The sequence below is a fragment of the Cupriavidus sp. C2SS-8b genome (assembly GCF_057073745.1).
This window is the reverse complement of sequence record NZ_CP172716.1, coordinates 471,670-489,905: the sequence shown is the minus strand read 5'-3', so window position 1 is coordinate 489,905 and position 18,236 is coordinate 471,670. Positions and strand designations below refer to the sequence as shown.

Annotated in this window: 15 protein-coding genes; 7 read left to right on the top strand and 8 right to left on the bottom strand. The window is 65.9% G+C overall.

Going from position 1 to position 18,236, the window contains the following annotated elements; translation table 11 throughout:
* Nucleotides 1-98: 98 nt before the first annotated feature.
* A complete protein-coding gene (gene ilvA, locus ACIGJB_RS02240; protein WP_483731200.1) occupies nt 99-1,658 on the top strand; it encodes a threonine ammonia-lyase, biosynthetic in 1,560 nt (519 codons plus the stop codon).
* Nucleotides 1,655-2,488, top strand: coding sequence for an NADPH-dependent 7-cyano-7-deazaguanine reductase QueF (gene queF, locus ACIGJB_RS02235; RefSeq protein ID WP_483731199.1), 834 nt, complete (start codon nt 1,655-1,657; stop codon nt 2,486-2,488). Before ilvA ends, queF begins: the two co-directional genes overlap by 4 nt.
* Before the next feature lie 364 nt (nt 2,489-2,852).
* Here queF and ACIGJB_RS02230 read toward each other — a convergent pair whose 3' ends face one another.
* Nucleotides 2,853-4,226, bottom strand: coding sequence for a carbohydrate porin (locus ACIGJB_RS02230; protein WP_483731198.1), 1,374 nt, complete (start codon nt 4,224-4,226; stop codon nt 2,853-2,855).
* Between the two features lie 216 nt (nt 4,227-4,442).
* On the opposite strand from ACIGJB_RS02230, the gene ACIGJB_RS02225 reads away from it, so the two are divergent.
* The 5 genes from ACIGJB_RS02225 to ACIGJB_RS02205 are packed head-to-tail and all read left to right on the top strand — an operon-like array spanning nt 4,443 to nt 9,845.
* On the top strand, nt 4,443-5,141 hold the full coding sequence (locus ACIGJB_RS02225; protein WP_483731197.1) for a TetR/AcrR family transcriptional regulator: 699 nt from the start codon (nt 4,443-4,445) through the stop codon (nt 5,139-5,141).
* A 28-nt stretch (nt 5,142-5,169) separates the two neighbouring features.
* Nucleotides 5,170-6,159, top strand: coding sequence for an HlyD family secretion protein (locus ACIGJB_RS02220; RefSeq protein ID WP_483731196.1), 990 nt, complete (start codon nt 5,170-5,172; stop codon nt 6,157-6,159).
* Nucleotides 6,156-7,184, top strand: coding sequence for an ABC transporter ATP-binding protein (locus tag ACIGJB_RS02215; RefSeq protein WP_483731195.1), 1,029 nt, complete (start codon nt 6,156-6,158; stop codon nt 7,182-7,184). Before ACIGJB_RS02220 ends, ACIGJB_RS02215 begins: the two co-directional genes overlap by 4 nt.
* Nucleotides 7,181-8,329, top strand: coding sequence for an ABC transporter permease (locus tag ACIGJB_RS02210; RefSeq protein ID WP_483731194.1), 1,149 nt, complete (start codon nt 7,181-7,183; stop codon nt 8,327-8,329). The genes ACIGJB_RS02215 and ACIGJB_RS02210 overlap by 4 nt, the downstream gene beginning before the upstream one ends.
* Nucleotides 8,330-8,342: 13 nt before the next feature.
* On the top strand, nt 8,343-9,845 hold the full coding sequence (locus ACIGJB_RS02205; protein WP_483731193.1) for an efflux transporter outer membrane subunit: 1,503 nt from the start codon (nt 8,343-8,345) through the stop codon (nt 9,843-9,845).
* Between the two features lie 13 nt (nt 9,846-9,858).
* Here ACIGJB_RS02205 and ACIGJB_RS02200 read toward each other — a convergent pair whose 3' ends face one another.
* The 7 genes from ACIGJB_RS02200 to ACIGJB_RS02170 all read right to left on the bottom strand — a co-directional run bounded on the left by ACIGJB_RS02200 (nt 9,859) and on the right by ACIGJB_RS02170 (nt 18,008).
* A complete protein-coding gene (locus ACIGJB_RS02200) occupies nt 9,859-11,079 on the bottom strand; it encodes a pyridoxal phosphate-dependent aminotransferase (RefSeq protein WP_483731192.1) in 1,221 nt (406 codons plus the stop codon).
* Nucleotides 11,080-11,502: 423 nt separating this feature from the next.
* The gene (locus ACIGJB_RS02195; RefSeq protein WP_483731191.1) at nt 11,503-14,766 is read right to left on the bottom strand and encodes a pilus assembly protein; all 3,264 of its coding nucleotides are present in this window, start codon (nt 14,764-14,766) and stop codon (nt 11,503-11,505) included.
* A gap of 80 nt (nt 14,767-14,846) precedes the next feature.
* A complete protein-coding gene (locus tag ACIGJB_RS02190) occupies nt 14,847-15,392 on the bottom strand; it encodes a pilus assembly PilX N-terminal domain-containing protein (protein WP_483731190.1) in 546 nt (181 codons plus the stop codon).
* The gene (locus ACIGJB_RS02185; RefSeq protein WP_483731189.1) at nt 15,393-16,436 is read right to left on the bottom strand and encodes a PilW family protein; all 1,044 of its coding nucleotides are present in this window, start codon (nt 16,434-16,436) and stop codon (nt 15,393-15,395) included.
* Nucleotides 16,433-17,035: a type IV pilus modification protein PilV gene (gene pilV / locus ACIGJB_RS02180; protein ID WP_483731188.1), complete on the bottom strand. Its 603-nt coding sequence runs from the start codon at nt 17,033-17,035 to the stop codon at nt 16,433-16,435. Before pilV ends, ACIGJB_RS02185 begins: the two co-directional genes overlap by 4 nt.
* Entirely contained in the window at nt 17,032-17,565 is a 534-nt protein-coding gene (locus tag ACIGJB_RS02175) for a GspH/FimT family pseudopilin (protein WP_483731187.1), read from the bottom strand. The genes pilV and ACIGJB_RS02175 overlap by 4 nt, the downstream gene beginning before the upstream one ends.
* A gap of 2 nt (nt 17,566-17,567) precedes the next feature.
* The gene (locus ACIGJB_RS02170; protein ID WP_483731186.1) at nt 17,568-18,008 is read right to left on the bottom strand and encodes a type IV pilin protein; all 441 of its coding nucleotides are present in this window, start codon (nt 18,006-18,008) and stop codon (nt 17,568-17,570) included.
* Between the last annotated feature and the right edge of the window lie 228 nt (nt 18,009-18,236).

The window sequence follows — 18,236 nt, the reverse complement described above, 5'->3', positions numbered from 1 at the left end:
GCCGAAATTTCCGGCCTTTTTTGCGCGCCCTTCTTGCGCCCCATTTTTGCCCTTTCGCCGTTTCGTCGCGCCGCCAGGGCTCTTCGCCAACCGCAGACATGAACCGCAAGCCCGCCTCCTCCAAACCCGACTATCTCAGGAAGATCCTGACCGCCAAGGTCTATGACGTGGCGCAGGAGACCGAGCTGACGTTCGCGCACAACCTGTCGGCACGCACCGGCAATTCGGTGTGGTTCAAGCGGGAGGACACCCAGCCCGTGTTCTCGTTCAAGCTGCGCGGCGCGTACAACAAGATGGCGTCGCTCACGCAGGACGAGATCAAGCGCGGCGTAATAGCGGCGTCGGCGGGCAACCATGCGCAGGGCGTGGCCTTGTCGGCCGCGCGCCTGCAGTGCAAGGCCATCATCGCCATGCCGGTCACCACGCCGCAGGTGAAGATCGATGCCGTGCGCGAGCGCGGCGGCAAGTGGGTGGAAATCGTGCTGCACGGAGAATCGTACAGCGACGCCTATAACCGCGCCGCGGAGCTTGAAAAGAAGCACAAGCTGACCTTCATCCACCCGTTCGACGATCCCGAGGTCATCGCCGGCCAGGGCACCATCGCCATGGAAATCCTGCGCCAGCATCCGGGCCCGATCCACGCGATCTTCGTTGCCATTGGCGGCGGCGGGCTGATCTCGGGCATCGCCTCGTACATCAAGGCCGTGCGCCCGGAGATCAAGGTGATCGGCGTGCAGACCGTGGATTCCGACGCGATGAAGCGCTCGGTCGAAGCCGGCAAGCGCATCGAACTGAAGGATGTGGGCCTGTTCTCCGACGGCACCGCGGTCAAGCTGGTCGGCAAGGAAACCTTCCGCATCACGCGCGAACTGGTCGACGAGATCGTGCTGGTGGACACCGATGCGATCTGCGCGGGCCTGAAGGACGTGTTCCAGGACACGCGCAGCATCCTGGAGCCGGCCGGCGCGCTGGCCGTGGCCGGCCTCAAGCTGTACGCCGAGCGCGAAAAGCTCAAGGGCCAGCACTTGGTCGCGATCGCTTGCGGCGCCAACATGAACTTCGACCGCCTGCGCTTCGTCGCCGAGCGCGCGGAAGTGGGCGAGGCACGCGAGGGCGTCTTCGCCGTCACCATCCCCGAAGAGCGCGGCAGCTTCAAGCGCTTCTGCGAACTGGTGGGCACGCGCAGCGTGACCGAGTTCAACTACCGCATCGCCGACAAGCGCATGGCGCACATCTTCGTCGGCGTGCAGATCGCCAGCCGCGCCGAAAACGACAAGATCGCCGCGAACTTCCGCCGCCACGGCTTCGACACGCTGGACCTGTCCAACGACGAACTGGCCAAGCAGCACATCCGCTACATGGTGGGCGGCATCTCGCCGCTGGCGCATGACGAACTGCTCTATCGCTTCGAGTTCCCCGAGCGGCCCGGCGCGCTGATGAAGTTCCTGTCGAGCATGAGCCCGAACTGGAATATCAGCCTGTTCCACTACCGCAACCAGGGCGGCGACACCTCGAATATCCTGGTCGGTATCCAGGTGCCCAGGAACGAAAAGCGCGCATTCCGTGCATTCCTTTCGACGCTGGGTTACGTACACTGGGACGAGACCGAAAACCCGGTCTACAAGCTGTTCCTCTCCGACCGCGCAGAACAAGCATGAGCCTTCCCGAACACTCGCCGCTGGGCAAGCCCTCGGCCTACAAGACCGAATACGATCCGACGCTGCTGTTCCCGATTCCGCGCCAGCCCAAGCGCACCGAGATCGGGCTGTCGGAAGGCAAGCCCGTGCCGTTCTTCGGCGTGGATATCTGGAATGCGTACGAGGTGTCGTGGCTGAACATGAAGGGCAAGCCGCAGGTGGCGCTGGCCACGTTCATCATTCCCGCCGGCACGCCCAATATCATCGAGTCCAAGTCGTTCAAGCTGTACCTGAACTCGTTCAACCAGAGCAAGATCGCGTCGCCCGAAGCGTTGCAGCAGCTGCTGCACCATGACCTGTCGGAAGCGACCGGCGGGACGGTGCAGGTGCGGCTGGTGACCGAGGCCGACCTGGGCAAGCAGAAGATGGGCGAGCTCGATGGCTTGCTGCTGGACCGGCTCGACATTGAAGTCGACCGCTACGAGCCTGCGCCGGATTTGCTGCGCGCGGACCAGACCGAATCGCCGGTGGAAGAGACGCTGGTGTCGCACCTGCTGAAGTCCAACTGCCTGGTGACCGGGCAGCCCGACTGGGGCAGCGTGCAGATCCGCTATGTCGGGGCGCCGATCAATCAGGAAGGATTGCTGAAGTACCTGATCTCGTTCCGCAACCACAATGAGTTCCACGAGCAGTGCGTGGAGAGGATCTTTATGGATGTGATGCGGGAGTGCAAGCCGGTGAAGCTCGCCGTCTATGCGCGATATACGAGGCGCGGGGGGCTCGATATTAATCCGTTCCGGACTAACTTTAATACGGCTTGGCCGGATAACCTTAGGAATGCCCGGCAGTAAGGGAATGGGTTGGTGGTCGGTTGTCGTGCTTGGCAGGCGCCGCTGTTTCGGCGGCGTAGCCGCCGAGTCACTTTTTGTCCGAGCGACAAAAAGTAACCAAAAAACGCGTTGACTTGCCCTAACGGGCGAATATTGATCGTAGCGTGCTAGGGGTGTTGTACGGGTACTCGCTTCAGAGTCTGCCCGGCTGCCTGCCGCGTGGTGCGCAACCGTATGCAGGCTCTCGGGCAATGATTGAACAAGCCCCGAACCTGTCCGTGGCCCGACACTGCCCACGCTATCGCATCATCGCCTTCGGCTGCTGCGCGGCTCACAAGTCGGGCGGCGGGACGACATCAACGGCCAGATGCTGCCAGGTCACCCCTCAAAACTCGGCATGAAACCGAATCCCATAAAACTTGGCAGGGCCGCGATCCGCGTTATATCCCGGATTCCTGACATACTGGAAATCCGGACTGATACTCAGGTATTTGAACGGCTGAAAGCTGTAATAGATTTCAAAGACCTGCTCAGGCGCATAGTTCAGCGCCCCATCCCCCAGGAACGCCCCCTGCCCGCCAGCGGCCAGATAAGCGCGATGGTTCGCGCCCAGCATGTTCACGGCAAGAGCCATCCCGACGGCATCGCGTGCCCGGCCCCATGAACTGCCATTGAGCACGCCGCCGAACGACACCTGCCGTCCGATCTCGGTGAAGGCATAGGTCTCGGTCTTGTCGTCCGACATGCTGGCGCGGAAGAACACTCCAAGCGAATCATTGACCTGCTGCAGCATCGTCAGGCCGACACCCATCTTGGCATGCTCCTGCCGCACGTCGGCCAGGTCGGGCGTGATGTTGTTGGCCTGCCCGAACTGGATCGCGTCATTGAACGCCCCCATGCGCGCCTTGTTGCGGAAGAACAGCAAGCGCGCCGTGCCGGGCCGCCCGTACACCGCGTAGCGCTTTTCGACTTCCAGCACATCGCCGTAATGCTCGAACATGCGCGTGTCGAGCTCCAGCCCGTTCGATTCGAGCGGCTGCAGGAAGCGGCCGATGCGCGCGGACCAGTCGTCGCCGATGTATTCGAGCGCTACGCCCCAGTTGTAGCCGCGCGCGTCGGCGGCGTAGTCGAACGCGCCATGCGTGAGGAACGACCAGTTCATGAACTGGGTGCGTGGATCGGAGCCGTAGTCGTTCTGATCGAATACGTCCAGCACGCCAAAGTTGCCGGCGGTCAGCACCACGCGGCGCTTGTCCACCGTGCGCGCGAACTGGTTGAAGTCCGCGTCGAGCTTCTCGGTCTCCCCCCCGAGTCCCCACGTTTGCCTGATGAAAGCGCGCGCGCGGTAGACGACGGGATTGGTGCTCGCGCCCTTGGCAAGCTCACCGTTCGAGAGCCCGGCCATGCCATGCAACTGCGAGAACGGCACACCCTGCGCAACTTCCGGGTTCAGGTGAAATTCCGCCCCTTGCCACAGACGCAAACCCAAATCGAGCGTACTCGTGAACGAGTAGCTCTTGGCGCGATCGGTGGTCAGGCTGTTCGGGCCCGAATAGGCGGCGTTGAAGGCCGGCTTGCGCTGCCAGATATAAGTGGCCTGGCCGTGGAAGGCGAACGGGCTTTCGGCCGCGGCGTCCGTGCCGGCTTCGGGCGCCGCGTCTTGCGACAGAGCTGGCGCACAAGCCCCCGCCGACAGCATGGCGGCAAGGCAGCGGGCAAGTATCTGGCTCGGCAATGCAGCCGGGAATCGAAAACGCATGGGCGCGGGGGTTGTTCTGATTCGAACCCTGGAACCAGACTATGGGCGGGTCGAAGAATAGCCAAGGCGATATGACGTGTCTACCGCCCTTGCTGCAACGCAGCATTCTGCCATGAACGCAGAGGTGACTGCCTATTAACGTTGTAACAAGCCTTGAATTAATTAACTCAAAAATTAATATCAAACGGCTTCCCTCGCCATTAGCGATTCCAGCCGATGCCACCACCAGCCGCCCGGAAAACCGCAAAGCCTCGCGCCGAACGCCGGGGTCCTGGCCGCCCGGCGGCAGGGAATCCTGGCCAGCGCGACCAGTTGCTCGACGCCGCCACCGAGCTGTTCGCACGCCACGGCGTCGCCGGGACGCCGATCCGCGCGATTGCCGAGCATGCGGGCGTGACACCCGCGCTGGTGCACTACTACTTCCGCGACCGCGACCAACTACTCGACGCCATCGTCGACGAGCGCCTGCAGCTACTCGTCGACGCGATCTTTGCGCCCGCGGCGGCCCCCGAAGACCCGGTGGCCATGCTGGTCGGCATTGCCGGCCGGATGATTCGCGTGGCCGCGTCCACGCCATGGTTTCCCGGGCTGTGGATCCATGAAGTGGCCGGCGCCGACGGCCTGCTGCGCGAACGCGTGCTGAACCGCTTCGCGCTGCAGCGCGCAGGCGCATTGAGCGCGCCGCTGGCCACGGCGATCGCCGGTGGCAAGCTCAATCCCGGCCTGGAGCCGGCACTGGTGATGCCGTCGCTGATCGGACTGACGCTGCTGCCGCTAGCCACCTCTCATATCTGGCAGCGGCTGCCGGGCGCGGAGCATGTCGATACCGAGACGCTGGTCCGCCATGTCAGCACGCTGCTGACCCAAGGCCTCGCATCCACTGCCAAGGCGCCGTCGGACGGCGCCAACGACTGACCGCACCCACGCCATGTCCCGAGCTGCCATGCAAGCCCCCTCCCCGACCGCCAGCCACGCCACCACACGTCGAACCTCGCGCACGCTGGCCCTGCTGCTACCGCTCGCGATCACGGCATGCAGCCAGGACAAGTCCGCCACGTGGCAAGGCTATGTTGAAGGCGAATTCGTCAGCGTCGCGTCGCCGTTCGCGGGCCGACTGGACAGCCTTGCGGTCAAGCGCGGCCAGCAAGTGGACAAGGGCACGGCGCTGTTCGTGCTGGAATCCGACGATGAACGCGCCGCGCGCCAGCAGGCAGCCGAGCAGGTGCGCGCCGCCGAGGCGCAACTGGCCGACATGAAGACCGGCAAGCGCCCGGTCGAGGTCGAGGTCAGCCGCGCCCAGCTCGCGCAGGCGCAGGCCACCGCGCAGCGCAGCGCCGCACAGTTGAGCCGGGACCAGCGGCAATACGACATCGGCGGCATCTCGCAGGCGCAGCTCGAAGAGTCGCGCGCCACGGCCGCCAGCGACGCCGCGCGCGTGCGCGAACTGCAGCGCGATATCGACGTCGCGCGCCTGCCGGGCCGCGACGCCCAGCAGGCCGCACAAGCCGCGCAGGTCGAAGCCGCGCGCGCGGCGCTGGCGCAGGCGGAATGGAAGCTTTCGCGCAAGGCGGTATCGGCCACGCAGGCCGGGCTGGTCTATGACACGCCGTATCGCCTCGGCGAATGGATCCCCGCCGGCAGCCCCGTCGTGCGCATGCTGCCGCCCGGCAACGTCAAGGTGCGCTTCTACGTGCCCGAGACCGTGGTCGGGGCGCTGCGCAATGGCCAGTCGGTGCAGGTGCATTGCGATGGCTGCCCGGCCCCGGTGGCCGCCACCATCAGCTACGTCTCGAACGAAGCCGAGTACACCCCGCCCGTGATCTACAGCAACGAGACGCGCCGCAAGCTCGTGTTCCTGATCGAAGCGCGCCCCACCGAAGCTGATGCGCCCAAGCTGCGGCCCGGCCAGCCCGTGGAGGTACACCAGCCATGAGCAGCACGCCTGGCGCAAACGGCACTCATCACGCGAATGGCAGGCATGGCGCGAATGGCGCAAACGGCGGCCTGGCCATCGACGTGCGCGGCCTCAACAAGCACTACGGCGACAAGCACGTGGTCAACGATCTCACCATGCAGGTCGCGCGCGGCGAGATCTTCGGCTTCCTGGGCCCGAACGGCAGCGGCAAGACCACGTCGATCCGCATGATGTGCGGCCTGCTGACGCCCGACTCGGGACAAGGCACCTGCCTGGGCTTCGACATCCTGCGCGAAACCGACGAGATCAAGCGCCGCGTCGGCTACATGACGCAGAAATTCTCGTACTGGGACGACCTGTCGATCCGCGAGAACCTGGACTTCGTCGCGCGCGTCTATGGCATGGCCAACCGGCGCGAGGCAGTCGACCACGCCCTCGAAGGCCTGGGGCTGGCCACGCGCTCCGCGCAGCTTGCCGGCTCGCTCTCGGGCGGCTGGAAGCAACGGCTCGCGCTCGCGGCCTGCCTGCTGCATGAGCCGGAGCTGCTGCTGCTCGACGAACCGACGGCCGGCGTGGACCCGAAGGCCCGCCGCGATTTCTGGGAGCAGCTGCACCTGCTGGCCGCGCGCGGCATCTCGGTGCTGGTCAGCACGCACTACATGGACGAGGCCGAGCGCTGCCACAAGCTCGCCTACATCGCCTACGGCAAGCTGCTTGCGCAAGGCACCGCCGAAGAAGTCGTCGCCAGCCAGAAACTCGTGACCTGGAGCGTCGAGGGCGACGACCTGGCCCAGCTCTCCGAGCAGCTGCACGGCGCGCCGGGGGTGGAGCAGACCGTCGTCTTCGGCACCGCGCTGCACGTGACGGGCCGCGACGGCGCTCTGCTCGGCGAGACCCTGCGGCGCATGGCCGGCCCGGACCGGCGCGTCGAGGAAACCCAGACCAGCCTGGAAGACGTCTTCATCCACATGATGAGCCGCGCGGAGGACAACATGAGCGCGGGCGCCGAGGCGGGCCGCAAGACAGGCAAGGACCAGTCATGAAACGCAACGGACGATTCGGCTTCTCCTTCGACCGCTGGTGGAGCATCGTGCTCAAGGAGTTCCTGCAGCTGCGGCGCGACCGCGTCACGTTCGGCATGATCGTGGGGCTGCCGATCATGCAGCTGCTGCTGTTCGGCTTTGCCATCAACACCGACCCGCGCCACCTGCCGACCGCCGTGATTGCCGCCGACCAGAGCGAGTTCACGCGATCGTTCATCGCCGGCATGGAGAACTCCACCTATTTCAAGATGGTGGGCACGCTGCCCGATGAAAACGCCGGGCGCGAGGCGCTGATGAAAGGAAGCGTGCAGTTCGTGGTCAGCATCCCGCCCGACTTCACACGCAAGCTGCTGCGCGGCGAGCGGCCCGCGCTGCTGGTCGAAGCCGATGCCACCGATCCGTCCGCAACCGGCGCCGCGATAGCCGCGCTCGCGCAGTTGCCGTTCAGCGTGGCACGCACCGACCTGAAGGGATCGCTTGCGCCGCTGGCCGGCGGCAAGGCGCCCTTCGATGTGCAGGTGCAGCGGCTCTACAACCCGGAAGGCATCACGCAGTACAACATCATCCCCGGGCTGATGGGCGTGATCCTGACCATGACCATGGTGATGATGACGGGCCTTGCCATGACGCGCGAACGCGAGCGCGGCACCATGGAGAACCTGCTCGCCACACCCGTGAAGCCGATCGAGGTGATGACCGGCAAGATCGTTCCCTACATCTTCATTGGCCTGATCCAGTCCACCATCGTGCTGATCGCCGCGCGCTGGGTGTTCCACGTGCCGTTCTTCGGCTCCGTGCTGGTGTTGTACATGGCGGCGCTGCTGTTTATCGCGGCCAACCTGACCGTGGGCATCACGCTGTCATCGCTCGCGCGGAACCAGTTGCAGGCGATGCAGCTCACGTTCTTCTACTTCCTGCCGAATATCCTGCTGTCCGGCTTCATGTTCCCGTTCGCGGGCATGCCGGGCTGGGCACAGGCGATCGGCAACATCCTGCCGATGACGTATTTCCACCGCATCATTCGCGGCATCCTGCTCAAGGGCAATGGATGGACCGAGCTATGGCCCAATGTGTGGCCGATGGCGCTGTTCATCGTGGTGGTGATGGCGATCGCGGTGCGCTTCTACCGCCGCACGCTGGACTGACGGAGCCCACGCCATGCGTTCACCTGTTCCGCTTCTTGGCTGCCTGCTGATGACGGCGTGCGCGGTTGGCCCCGACTTCCGCGCGCCGGCGCCGCCCGCCGACACCGGCTATGTGGCCGGCCCGCAGCCGCAGGCCACTGTTGCCGCTGACATGCCGCGCAATTTGCCGCACGGCCAGTCGCAGGCATTCGCTGCCGGCACCGATGTGCCCGCGCAATGGTGGGCGCTGTTCCGCAGCCCTGCGCTCGATGCGACCATCCGCGCCGCACTCGATGGCAGTCCCACGCTGGCGCAGGCGCAGGCGAAGCTGCGCGAGGCACAGGAAAACCTGGCCGCGCGCACCGGCGCCACGCGCTGGCCGACGGTCGACGCGAACCTCAACACCACGCGCCAGCAGGTCAATTTCCAATCGCTCGGCATCACGGCGATCCCGAGTCCCGGGCCATTCACGTTATACGGCGCGACGGTGCAGGTCTCATACGTGCTGGACCTGTTTGGCGGCCAGCGGCGCGAGCTGGAAGGCCTGCAGGCGGCCGTGGATTACCAGCGCTACGAGTTCGATGCCGCGCGCCTCGCGCTCGCCGCCAATGTCGCCACCGCCGCGATCCGCGAAGCGGGCCTGCGCGCGCAGCTGGCCGAGACCGTGGCGATTGCCGAGGCGCAGCAGCGCGAGGTGGGCATCGCGGAGGACCGGCTGCGCGCCGGTGGCATCGCGCGCGTCGACGTGCAGCGCCAGCGCGCCGAACTGGCGCAGACGCAGGCGCTGATTCCGGGGCTTGCGCAGCAAATCGAAGCCACGCGCCACCAGCTTGCGGTCTACACGGGCCAGACGCCCGCCGCGGCGCAGCTGCCCGAGTTCAGGCTGGAGGACCTGCATCTGCCCGATACGCTGCCGGTCAGCCTGCCCTCCACGCTCGCGCGCCGCCGCCCGGATATCCGCGCGGCCGAAGCGCTGCTGCACCAGGCCTCGGCCAATATCGGCGTGGCCACGGCCAATCTCTATCCGCAGATCACGTTCAGTGCCAGCGGCGGCTGGCAGTCCACCACGGCGCGCAACGTGTTCGACAGTTTCAATGTCTGGAGCCTGGCCGCGGGGCTGGTGCAGCCCGTGTTCCACGGTGGCGAACTGTTGGCGCGCAAGCGCGCATCAGAAGCCGCCTATGAGCAGTCGCTGGCGGCCTATCGCCAGGCCGTGCTGCAGGGCCTGCAGAACGTGGCCGACTCACTGCGCGCGCTCGAGGCCGACGCTGCCACGCTGCGCGCGCGCGCCGACAATGCGCGCGAGGCGCGCGCCACGCTGGCCATCGTCTCGGAGCAATACCGGCTGGGCGGCGTCAGCCAGCTCACGCTGCTCGATGCGGAGCGCCAGTCGCGGCAGGCCTCGCTGGACCTGGCGCAGGCGACCGCGAGCCGGCTCGCGGATTCCGCCGCGTTGCTGCAGGCGCTGGGTGGTGGCTGGTGGGAGGAAGAAGGGCAGTCCAGCGCCGCCGCTGCGGCGGCTCCGGCCATGCAATGAAGGATTGGCTCGCTCAGCGCGCGAGGAACCCAAGCAGGCGCCGCACGCCCTCGTCGAGCCGGGCCGGATCACAGGCATAGCACCAGCGCACGAAGCCTTCGCCTTCATCGCCAAACGCACTGCCCGGTGCCAGGCCCAGTCCTGCCTCGCGCACAAGGTGCTTGCACAAGGCCAGGCTGTCCGAGGCGCCGGCCAGGCGGAAGAAAACATACATCGCGCCATCGGGCGCCTGTGCATCCACGCCCGGCAAGGCGGAGAGTGCGCCGACCAGGTGGTCGCGCGCGGTGCGCAGTCGCTGCACCAGGTCGCGCGTGAAGGGCTCGCCGTCGCGCACCGCCGCCACGCCGGCCTCCTGCACGAACGACGGCGCGCATGAGGTGTTGTATTCGATCAGCTTGCCGAGATCGTCGATCATCGATGATGGCAGCACCATCCAGCCAAGCCGCCAGCCGGTCATGAGCCAGGCCTTGGAGAATGAATTGACGCAGATGACGCGTTCCTCGCGCGAGGCGATGTCCAGGAACGAAGGCGCGGTGCGGCTCTCGCCGCCGCCGGGCTCGTCGCCGTAGTACAGGCGCTCGTAGACCTCGTCGGCGATGATCCAGATGCCATGCCGGCGGCAGTGGTCCAGCACGGTCCGCTGTGCCGCGCGCGACATCACCCAGCCAGTCGGGTTGTTGGGCGAGTTGACCATCAGCGCGCGCGTGCCGGGGGTCAGCGCGGCCAGCAGCTTGTCGACGTCGAGCGTCCAGCCGTGCGCGCCATAGTCGAGCGAAACTGTTTCGACCGAGGCGCCGAGGATCTTCGGGATCTCCACCAGATTGGGCCACAGCGGCGTGACGGCCACCACACGGTCGCCGAGGCCGACGACCAGTTGCGCGGCCAGCATCAGGCCATTGACGCCCGCGCTCGTCACTGCCACGTTGTCGATGCCCGTCGCGCCATGCAGCGCGCCGACATAGTCGGCCAGCGCACTGCGCAGCGGCGCGATGCCGAGATTGTGGGTATAGAACGTGGCGCCACCACCCAGTGCGCGCGCCGCCGCATCGCGCACGAAGTCCGGCGTGGCCTGGTCCGATTCGCCGAACCAGAACGGCAGCACGTCAGGCAGGCCGATGCCGGCGTTGGCGACTTCGCGGATGCGCGAGGCGCGCAGGTGGCGGACGGTGGGGCGGGCTTGGGGGACGAGATGGGCGAGCGGATCGGACGGGTGGCGGCTTGGGCTGGCGGGCATGGGCATTCCTGCGGTGGGCACGAAATGCCAAGCGTAGCGCAAAGCCGCTGGCGATGCGGGAACGGCGTTACCTTGAGGGACTGTACAGGCCCGGCCTGCGCGCGCCGTCTTCCTGGGCCGCGCCGGATGGCCGCAGCTTCAGGCCGAAGCCGCTTTGTGCCCCGTCGTCATGGCTGGGGCGCAGCGCATACTGGTCGGAGCGGCTCGGACGTGGCGCCTGGACGGCGGAGGCCGCCGCAGGCGCACTCGCGCTCGCGCGCCCTCCCCCGGCTGAACGGGCAGGGGACGCCACAGCCAGCAACAGCAGGATCGAAATCAGGAATCTGGGGAACACGGGAAACGCCAATGTCGTGCCGCGACGACGATGCCCGTATTGTGACAGGGGCCTGAAGACGTCGCCAGCGACGCCTTCAGGCCGCGACCTTATTGGTCGATCTGCGAGTACCAGTAGAGCCGCTTGCGCTTGCCCACACCCGTGGGCACGACCTTCTGTCCGCCCAGCGGCGACGTATTGTTGCCACCGCCAGGCCCCGTCTGGTTGCCACCACCGATCAGGACGCCGACATTGCTCGTGACACCGGAGCCATCGGTGACCGAGACAATGCCGAACACCGGAGAGGGCGGCAGGCCGCCGCCGTCGAAGGTGACGTAGCGGTTGGCGTTCTGGCCCAGCCCGGTCAGGAACGACACGGAATATCCGCGGGCAATGCCCAGGTCCGGATAGCACGCGCCCGGCGTGGGCACCGACGGCGTATTGGTGCCGAAGTACGTATAACCCGACACCGTCAGCGGTGCGTTGACGATCTTCTCGCCCCGGCCCAGCGTGATGTAGAAGCCCTTGCCACTGGTCGTGTCCACATACTGCGTGGCGGTCGCATCGAACAGGCTCGCTTGCGTCAACGGTGTCCATGTCGCCGGTAAGCCGCCCGTGACGACCGTGTCCTTGATCACATAGAAGCGGTTGACTACGTTGTAGGCCGTGCCCGCTGTCGTCGACGCGGAATAGAGCGGATGCTCGCGGTCGCCAGTGCCCATCGCGATGGCGTCGTAGGTGCCGGTAGACACCACGTCGGGGGCGTAGAGGAACTTGCGCGCATCATTGGTATTGGCCGCGCCACCCAGCGCCGCCAGCATGCCCATGGTCCAGTTGGACGGCGCCGAACCCTTGCTGGTCTCGAAATCGACGCGCCAGACATTGCCGCCGACATCGCCGACATAGGCTTTATCAACATAGCCGTCGCCATTGCGATCGACGGCGGCCACGTCGGAAGGAATCGCGCGGCTCAGGCCTGTCGGGGTTGAACAAACGCTGCTGCCCAGACCGCCGCAGTTCCCCAGCCATGCCTGCACCACCGTGCCCTTGATGGCATCCAGCACCACCACGCCGCGTCCGACCGTGTTCGTGCCCGACGACGGGTCGCTGTCCTCGGCGGTGTCGTAGCCGGCGCCCATGACTAGTACCGGATTGGTGTTCCCTTTCACCAGCACCACGCGCGGCTGCGACCAGGTCTGGCCCAGTTCCGGAATCTGTGAATTCGTCACCGACCAGAGGTACTTCGGGTTGACGGGGTCGGTCACATCCATCGCGTAGAGCAACGCGCCGCCGCGCCGCGCGGTGATGTACAGGATCACGCGCGGATTCTTCGGATCGCGCATGTCCTGGTAGAGCGTCGTGGTGCCGTCAAAGAAGTAGTCGCGCGGCGTGCCGTAGGTGGATCCGGGCAGCTTGATGGCAGGCGTGTTGGCGTAGATGCGGCCGAGCTTGTTATAGAACTCGGGCGGCACGAATCCCCACAGCTCGCCGCCGGGCCGCACGCCGTTGATCCCGCTCGCCTGGTTGCCGTTGATGGCGCGGAACACGCCGTCGTTGGCCCCGTAGAACACCACGATACCGGTCGGGCTGCCGTAGTTCACCACAACCGGGCGCGAATGCAGCACATCGCCGTGGATCGACGGGCGCACCGTTACCAGGCCGCCGGGGCCGGGTTCGGCTTCCGCGCCGACCAGGCTGGTGGTCGTCGTGGTCGAGCCCTTGCCATTGCCTGAGGACGCTGCGGCGATGGCGGCATAAACGTCCGTGCCGCGCACCCAGTTGATCAGGTTGTTGACGTCCGTGGCGGTGGACTTGAGCGCCGTCTGGCCGCTGGTGCCGGTCAGCCAGCTGTTGCCGGTGTCGAACGAGGCCAGCGCCGTGCCGGCGGCGCATGCCCCGCCGGCGCAGGTCAGAAGACGGCGGCCGCTCTGGTCGGTCAGGAACTGCGCGCGCTGCATTTCTCCAGCGCCGCCCTTTTCGACCACTTCGCCGTCCGCCAGGTCCAGCGCCTGCGAATTGCCGGACGGGCTGCTCGACCAGAAGCCCGTCGATGGCCAGCTTGTGACCGCGGTCTTGCCATAGCCGGCCGTGCTGAACGTGAGTGGCGGCTCGGCGCTCCAGTAGCTCTTGGCGTTCGGCGAAATGAAGCCGGTGCCCGCATTGCTGATGGCGCTCTGCTGGTTCGGGCCCGCGGGGCTCGAATCCAGCATCACGATCTGGTTGTTCGCGTCATAACCGAGCTTGTACTGCTTCAGGTTGCCGATCCAGCGCGGTGCCGCCGTGGCATCCGGGCGGAACATGCCGATATAGACCTGGTTCAGGTAGGTGCCCTGGCTGTTCACGCTGACCGGCAGGCTGACCGAGGCGAACACGTTGTTGACCGCCTGCATTTCGCTGAAGATCTCCAGCAACGCATCGGTCATCGCCTTGATGTCGCCCATCTTGACGACATAGGACTTCCCCCCGCCATTGTTGGCCATGCTCTGGGTGAAGGCCACGTAGTCGGGGTTCGCGCCATCGGTCACGGCAATCGTGTAGGTGATGACATTCTGGTTGTTCGACAGGCTTCCGTTCACGTCGGTCTGGTACATGAACCGCGCCCACTCATCGCCCCAGTTGTCCTGGTACTTGGTGTAGGGTCCCGGAATCGTGATCTGCTGCTGTTGCGCAACGGTAGCACCGGCTGCAGCCAGTGTCGCGGCAGACAGCTGGCCGCCGTCCTGTGGCTTGCCATTGTTCATTGCGTTCGCAATATAGATGACAAAATTTCGCTGACAGGGATCGGTGATAGGCGATCGGCCCGCGTAATTCGTGCCCGATATGCCCGTCTTTCCAGCAAAGAAGGCCCATGCCTCCTGCATGCCGCCACCCACCTGAGAGCCGTTTCCCTTGTCGCCATTGCGGTCAATGGTCTTGAGATAGTTCATGAAGTTGGCGGTGCCGGTTGCGTCCATCAACGGCAGGGCGGGCGCTGGCGGCGGATTGGGCGGGGTCGCGGCCTGGAACTTGAATTGCCCGCCGTAGTTGCTGCTGGTGCCGAACATCATGAGGCCCATGTTCATGTTTCCCGCCATCGCCGGGTTCTGCGATAGCGTCGCCACTGCCGCATACAACGCGCACTGCTCCGCGCCGACGTTGCTGGTGCTGTTGCCGGATGCGACATAGCCGGGCGACGTGCAATTGACGGCAACGTTCGCATCCCAGGCCGCGGCATTGTCCAGGATGAGCAGGACATTGGGCTTGCCGGTCGTACTGGTCTGCAAGCCGGTGAACAGGTCGATATCTTCGGCCAGTGCGCTGCGGACGCAGGCGATGCTCAGCAAGGAGAGCGCGCACACCGCGTAGCGGCGGAAACGACGAGCCTGATTTGACATGCTGGATCCTGGAGCTTGGATGGTGGTACCGGCGACTGCGCCAACGCAACGCCATAAGAACAATCGGTGCGTTCCGTCCGTCAAGGGCATACCGCCGGTGCGGGCACGCGTACGCCAATGCCTTGATGAACCGTCACGGCCGCATTGGTCACGCCGGCATCGTTCACCGTGGACGCGACATCCCATTGCGTCGATTCACACAGGGAACTCCCCGCGCCGCTGGTCGAGCCGGTGAGGATGCCGGTGTTCTGGCTGCCCGAACCGACGAAGCAGGAAACGTCGTTGGGGTCATTCAGGTTCAGTTGCGTATTCTTGATCGGCAAGGCCGAGATACACGCCGGCGCGGCGACCTGGGCGGTGTAGTCCGCCTTGCCGTCGGCGTTCACATCGACGGGCACCGCGGCAGCGGCCGATGCCGGGGCGGCCGTAAAGTCCTGGCTGATGACCTGCTCGACGGCTTGCTGCGCCGCATTGCGCGCCTCCACCGTGTGCTGCTGGTTGGCGGCGACCTTGACATTGGTCAGGCCAGAATTGACGACGGCCAGCGTGATCAGCATGAACATCGCCAGGAAAATCAGCGTGACGATGAGCGTCACCCCGGACTGGCTGCGGCGAAAGAATTTCACTTATTGCTCCCGTGCGCCGGCCACATTGACCACCCGCGCAACCGCCGAGTACACGTGGCGCTTGTAGCGGTCATTGAAAGGCCCGCTTGCCACCGCGCGGCCCAGGTCGTATGTGCGGTTGTCCACCTGACCGTTCGACGCCTGGATGTTGCGCGCCAGCACGCTGGTCCGCAGCGTGGTGACATTGGACCAGTTGGTCAGGGCAACACTCCAGTCATAGCCAGGCACACTCGGGCAGGCCGCGGCATTGTTCACCCCCGGATCGTCGACGTAGCAATCCGCGGAGCCGTTGTTGTCGAGGTCCACGCCGTACTGCACGTGCATGTCCTGGATGCCCTGCGCGAGCGACTGGGTCTGGAAGGCGCCGTTGACCAGTTCGGCCATCTTCAGCGTGGGGATGCCGTCGCCGCCATTGGCGCACAGGTCGCACGCCGACAGGTAGAAGATGCGCACCATGGCCTGGCGCAACGGCGCGCTCACGGTCGGATCGCAAGTCTTGGTGCGCATGGTGAAGGCCGCGGCACTGGCATCAAACACAAAGAGCGCGCCATCGTCGGGGCACGAAGACACCTGCATGTACGGCACCCCGACGGCCGCCGCGGCAGCCACCGACGTCGAAACACGGCGCATCACCACGATCTCGGAGGTCGGCGCAAGGTCCGCAATGCAGGGCAAGGCGGTTCCGGGTGCGTACCCCATCACGGGCAGCGGAAACGTGACGGAAGGCGACGTGGAGAAACCCAGCGCGGCGACCGAGGTTTCGCACGGTGCCGGTTGCGGTTGCGCCGGCGTGGCGCCCTTGGTAATGCCGCCCGTGCCGAAAAAGCCCGCGAGCTCGGCGTCACGACGGATCAGGTCCAGGGCATAGCGCCCGTTCTCGATCTGCTCGCTCGACTTGACCAGTTCAGACCGGTTGACGCTGTTCGCGTAGTAAAGGCCGGCCAGCGCCGTCAGCAGCAGCAGGCCCAGCGTAATGCCGATCATCAACTCGACCAGCGAGACGCCTTGCTGGCGCAGCAAGAGCCTGCGGCGCGCCCCGGTCATGACAACACTCCGATCCGGACTTGCGTGCTGACCGCGCGGCGATTCGCGTCATTGCCATACTGTCCCTGCCCGCAAGGCAAGGACGGCGCAACCGTCTGCGTGAAGCCTTGCCACGCGACCGTGACGCGATAGACCTGGTTGGCTACATCGACGTTCTCGATGCAGCCGCGCGCGCCGATCATGGCGCCGACGGCTTGCGCGCCACTTGCACTGACCCGCGCTTCGGCACTGCCAAGCAATGCCGTATTCCAGGCCGCAAGGTCGCTGGTGGCCATGGCCTGTTGCGCCGCCGTGCCCTGCGTGCAAGCTGCGGGGGCGGCAGCGCCAGTGCCCAGGCTCATGCCGGTGGCGCCATTCGAATAGCAGGTGGCGATCTGCCGGTTGGCATTGATCCGCGTGGCCATGTCCTGCAGCAGGGCAAGCGCCTGGACGCGCTGGTAGGACTCCATCTCGGACTGGCTGGAGCGCGCGACCAGCCCCGCCGTTCCCATCAGGGCGACAAGCAGGATGACGAGCGCGACCAGGACTTCGATCAGCAGGAAGCCCCGCTGCCGCCGCGCCTTGCGCGCGCTCGATGCCCGCGTGGGGAAACGCCTCATGAACAAGCTCCTGCGGACGATGCGACCCGGCCGGTCTGGCTGATCTGTACGCATACGGTTGAGGCGCTGGTGGCGCCGCTCGAGGGCGCTACCTGGAAGGTCTGCGTGCCGCCGCCCGTGAGGCGGCCGTCGTTGCCCACGCTCAGCGTGTTGCCCGCGCTGGCGGCAATGGTGAGCCCGTTGTACGGGCCAAAGCTGCGCACGGTCTCGGCACCGACCGCGACGATCCAGCCGCCGGTCCACGCGGCGCCGGTCGCCGCCATGCTGACGGTGGCATTGCGCTTGACGGCCTCGCTGCGCGCCAGCACCAGCGCAGACGACACGTCAAGCGCCGCGCCGCGGACGCGCTGCATCGCGATCATCGACTGAAACGAAGGCGCCGCCATGAACGCGACGATCCCCAGCACGGTGACGACGGCGATCAACTCGACGAGCGTGAAGCCGCCACGCGGCGCGCGCTGGCGAATCACGCCGGAAATGCACGGATTGCCGGAAGTGCGGGACGCCACGGGCGAGACACGGGCGGACATGGTCACTTCCAGCAGCTGGTGCCACTGCCCGACGCTGACTTGACGCCGGCATTGGTCAGCGTCAGGGTGCCGCAGGCCGTATCAGCGCTCAACTGGGCGCCCTGAGGCGCCGCGACGATGCTGTAGCCGGGAGGAGGACCCGCGACGGGAGTGATCGTCACGGTGTACTTGGAAGCGACTTCGGGCGGCAGCGTGGTGTACCCGAGCGTAGTCATGTCGGGCGCATAGGCGCGGTTGTCCAGCAGGAACCGCTCCTGTGCGCCGGAAATTTCAAGCATCAGCGCTGCCGCTGCGGCCCGGTTGGAGCGCACGACGTACTGCGTGTAGGAAGGAATTGCGATCGACGCCAGGATCCCGATGATCGCCACCGTAATCATCAGCTCGATCAGCGTAAACCCGCGCGTCGGCCTTGTACGGCGCGCGCGTGCATGCCGGCATGGCATGCCGGCAGTCCCAGACCTGCTTACCCCAATGACCCGAAACGACAGCCCGAAACGCTTGACCCTGCTGTCGTGTCGCACTGCCGGGCTTCTATGTCCCATGCCGCGCTCCGATGCATATTATGTGCTGGATGACCTATTTCCAGCGCTATGGCGCGAAGTGTAAGCCACGCTTTTACACGGGTCAAAGAAATTACTATGTCGGGACCGCGGCGTTGCAGCGACAAGACA